This is a genomic window from Pseudomonas sp. BN417, from assembly GCF_029871205.1.
GTDB lineage: Bacteria > Pseudomonadota > Gammaproteobacteria > Pseudomonadales > Pseudomonadaceae > Metapseudomonas.
Window position 1 is genome coordinate 1 of sequence record NZ_SSOJ01000039.1, and the last position, 3,986, is coordinate 3,986.

2 protein-coding genes are annotated in these 3,986 nt (G+C 54.9%); one reads left to right on the top strand and one right to left on the bottom strand.

What is annotated here, in order from left to right:
- Nucleotides 1-298: 298 nt before the first annotated feature.
- Complete coding sequence (locus tag E8F11_RS03385; protein WP_280287392.1) at nt 299-2,338, bottom strand: acyltransferase family protein; 2,040 nt, start codon at nt 2,336-2,338, stop codon at nt 299-301.
- 596 nt (nt 2,339-2,934) lie between these two features.
- Between E8F11_RS03385 and E8F11_RS03390 the strand changes: the two genes are divergently transcribed.
- Entirely contained in the window at nt 2,935-3,684 is a 750-nt protein-coding gene (locus E8F11_RS03390) for a FadR/GntR family transcriptional regulator (RefSeq protein ID WP_280287393.1), read from the top strand.
- The last annotated feature ends 302 nt before the right edge of the window (nt 3,685-3,986 follow it).

The window sequence follows — 3,986 nt, forward strand, 5'->3', positions numbered from 1 at the left end:
GCGCCGGACTACGACAGCTTCGACGACGACATTCCGTTCTGAGGCTCGTAAGACCTTTTCTGAGGTTCAGGCTGAAACCCCCGCGCTGCGGGGGTTTTGCTTTTATGCATATTCAGACCCGTGCGCCGATGATCGGAGCCTGCCAGCGGTAATTTGGCCGGGCGACCTGTACAGGGCGTGCAGCTGGATCCTGTGCACGACACGTGAACGGCCCAGAGATAATCAATGTGTAAGTTTGATTGGGTTTAAAACGTTATCCGTAAGTCAGGATAGGTGCGCTGCTCTATATGGCGAGTTGTCATGAGCCATTATTCGGCGCAGTAGGTCTCCGTGCCATCTCTCCCGATGGCAAGGCATCCGATGTGAACACCTGCCGAAACATGGGTGTTAGCAGTTTGTTGCCATATTCACTCAGGTGGTCATCATCGTAATAGAGTGGACGCCCGTTCTTGCTTCCCCTGCAGCGACCCTCACTGCACAGGTACGGTAGAGGGTCCAGGATCTTGACGTTGCAGCGCCGGGCAGCCTCGTCTTGAACACTCCACACAAAGGCGTGCCTTTTGTGATAGTCGTCAATGGAGATCGAAACCTCTTCGGTCTTGCCAAATATCAAAGAGCGAGAGATTGTCTTTGGTACATTGACCATCATTTCCGGGAACGGGCGAACCAGATATACGGGGCGTTCCTTGGCAATGCTGCAGGCTGTATCTATGAGTCGTTCCTTGAATTCGTCAAGATACTCTTTTGTTGGGGTTTCATGGGTTTTCGAGAAATACGCAAGTAATTTGTTTTCGTGTCCCGTGCTGTTGTGGTCGCCAAAGGCGTAAGCTGAGGTTCTGTTTACAATTATCAGGGGGATGCTGTTGGTGTAGTTCTTTAATTTAGAGGTCGCCCATTCATTGAAGCCATGGCAATCTTCGCCGCTGTTGGCGTCTTGTGGAATAATATGAATTCCGCTTATCGTCGGACAGCTGACATAGCTCCAATCTACAATGCCTTCATTGCTATTGTGCAAGGCTGCCTGGACAGAGGTTGTAATGGCATCCGCATGGCTATCACCGATGACAATGGCTCTTATATTGTCCCCACCATAAATGCAGGATATCGATTCTATCCCTGATTTGGTTAGGCATTCATCGCGCCTTGGCTTTACGTTGAGCGATTCGTTGGCCGCAGTTTCAATATTGTCCTGGATGCGATTCTCGACATTTTGGTAGCGCACCCCGACAGCAATACATCCAGTTGCAACTACCGCTGCTCCAAGAGTTGCGATGTTTTTTCTTGGGTCCAGGATGCTTGATAGCTTTCGGGCGGGGTTTTCTATCCAGTGATACGAAAGTTCGCCGAGTGCGATGCTGATTAATAGTCCGGCTGCAATCCAGTAGGTTTCGTGTTGAATCCCTGCGTAGGTAAACAAGACCACTACTGGCCAGTGCCATAAATAAATAGAGTAGGAACTGGTTCCCAGCCTTTTGGCGATAACATTGGTAGTGAAGGGCGAGTTTTGACGCCCTGCAGCCAATGTCAGCATTGCCCCTATCACCGGAAGTGCAGCATAGCCACCCGGCCACGCGGTTTCTGCGTCAAATAACTCGATCGAAAGTACGATCATGGCCAGGCCGGTTATTTCCATTGCTCTGGCTTGCCTTGCGTGAATGGTGCGTTGACGGGTCAGCCACCAGACCATTCCGCCCGCCAGCATTTCCCAGGCTCGTGTAGAAAGTAAGTAAAACGCGGCTCCTTGGGCGTGATGGGTGAGATAGATGGAGTATGCAAATGAAGCCCCGGCGACACCGAGCAATGCCCACTTGACGCCTTGCTTTCCAAATAAGCGCCAGATGATCGCTATGACCAAGGGCAGGAGAATATAAAATTGCCATTCCACCGACAGGGACCAAGTATGCAAAAGCCATTTGTCATGGGATTCAGACTCAAAATAACCAGATTCGCTCCAGAACTTTATGTTGGAGACGAAGGCAATGGCGGTTGCGGCGTGAGTCCCCAGCTTTCGATAATCGACTGTCGGCAGCCAGAACCACCCCAGTACTAAGAGGGCGATGCAAAGGGCTAGCAAGGCAGGGATGATTCGGTTGGCACGCGCTACATAGAAACTCCAAATGGAGAAACTCTTCTTGTCCATTCCGGAGATGATGATCTGAGTCATCAAGAATCCAGATATTACAAAGAATACGTCAACGCCAATAAAGCCCCCGGCAAAGCCTGGAACGCCGAAGTGGTATAACAACACGGCAATCACGGCCCACGCCCGCAGCCCATTGATATCATCGCGAAATGATTTTGGAGAGGGAGTTGGTGAAGCAGTTGGCGTTGAGCGCATGGCTGATAAAGTTTCCTTTTAACCAGGTTCAACTGTTGACCGCATGTAACAGATGATTTGTCACTTCAGCCTAGCGCCTGTGCGTATGATTTTTAGCCTTACAAGATGTCGTTTGTCGTCTGTAGCCTGTCGTCCGTCGCTCGGCCAGCGACTGTCCCCGCACAGCCAGGCGATCAGGTAGGTCGGCATAGCCGAACAGAACTCCGCTGTCTGATTTCATGTGCCTCCCGGTAGAACACGTGGGAGTAAATGCGTTAGCCAGGCATTCGGAAAATATTCCTGACCTCCTGGATCGAAGCCTTGGTGGTACGGGATCTTTTCACGAGCCGTGAAACCGACCAGGCCGGATGCCCGTGCGCTTGTGCAGACCTCTTCGTACAGCGTTTGGTCTGCTGGTGTCGGATTCGTTTCTATTGATTCCGTTCTGAGTCGAACTGATCGGTGCTGGGAAAACAGAACAGGAGTAGCCCCATGGCTGTGCCATTTTTCATTCAATGCAGGGAATTCGGACGTCCGCAGACGCTGTGGGTGAGTGTCATCGTACAACTCGCTGGGCTATGATGGACCTTCAGTTTTCACCCGGACCGACCTTCGCCATGGACAACCCAAGCACCCAGCAACGCCCGCGCCGCAAGCATCGCAGTCTGGCGCAGGAGTTGGTGACCGAGCTCTCCCAGCAGATCCAGGATGGCGTGATCAAACGGGGTGAAAAGCTGCCCACCGAGTCGGCCATCATGGAAGCTCAGGGGGTGAGCCGCACCGTGGTACGCGAAGCCATTTCGCGGCTGCAGGCGGCGGGCCTGGTGGAAACCCGCCACGGCATCGGCACCTTCGTGCTGGATACCCCGAGCCCGAGCGGCTTTCGCATCGACCCGGCAACCATAGTCACCCTGCGCGATGTGATGGCCATCCTCGAACTACGCATCAGCCTGGAAGTCGAATCCGCCGGTCTCGCCGCCCAACGCCGCAGCCCAGAGCAACTGGCTGCCATGCGCGAGGCGCTGGACAACTTCCTCAGTGCCGCCCATGGCACCGACGCGGTGGCCTCGGATTTCCAGTTCCACCTGCAGATCGCCCTGGCCACCGGCAACCGCTATTTCACCGACATCATGACCCACCTGGGCACCAGCATCATTCCGCGCACGCGGCTCAACTCGGCGCGAATCGCCCATGACGATCGGGAGCATTACCTCGCTCGCCTGAGCCGTGAGCACGAGGATATCTATGAGGCCATCGCCCGCCAGGACAATGACGGGGCCCGCGCGGCCATGCGCCTACACCTCACCAACAGCCGCGAACGCCTGCGCCAGGCTCACGAAGAAGCCGAGAAGGCCCGTCAGGCCTGAGTAGCGATCCCGCCGAACAAAGGCCGCAACCAGCGGCCTTTTTTCGTTTCCGGGCAAAGCGCAAGGCTATGTCTGCATTAAGTGTTGCTAGAAGGTCATGAGCCGAGTTGCTTATCGAGTGGGCTGCGAGTCCCTGTTTCGCCTCCCGGCGAGTCACTTCTTTCAAACGCCAAAGAAGTAACCAAGAACGCTCGCCCCTGCATCCGGCCCGACTTCGTCGGGTCCCCTCGCTCCATCGCCGCTCCGGGGGCCCGGCGTGAGGGGCCATCCCTGGCCCCGCACGCCTCTCGCGGCATCCATGC

Excerpts from the sequence above, each read along its gene's own strand:
- E8F11_RS03385 (WP_280287392.1), bottom strand. The coding sequence starts at position 2,338 with ATGCGCTCAACGCCAACTGCTTCACCAACTCCCTCTCCAAAATCATTT.
- E8F11_RS03390 (WP_280287393.1), top strand. The coding sequence starts at position 2,935 with ATGGACAACCCAAGCACCCAGCAACGCCCGCGCCGCAAGCATCGCAGT.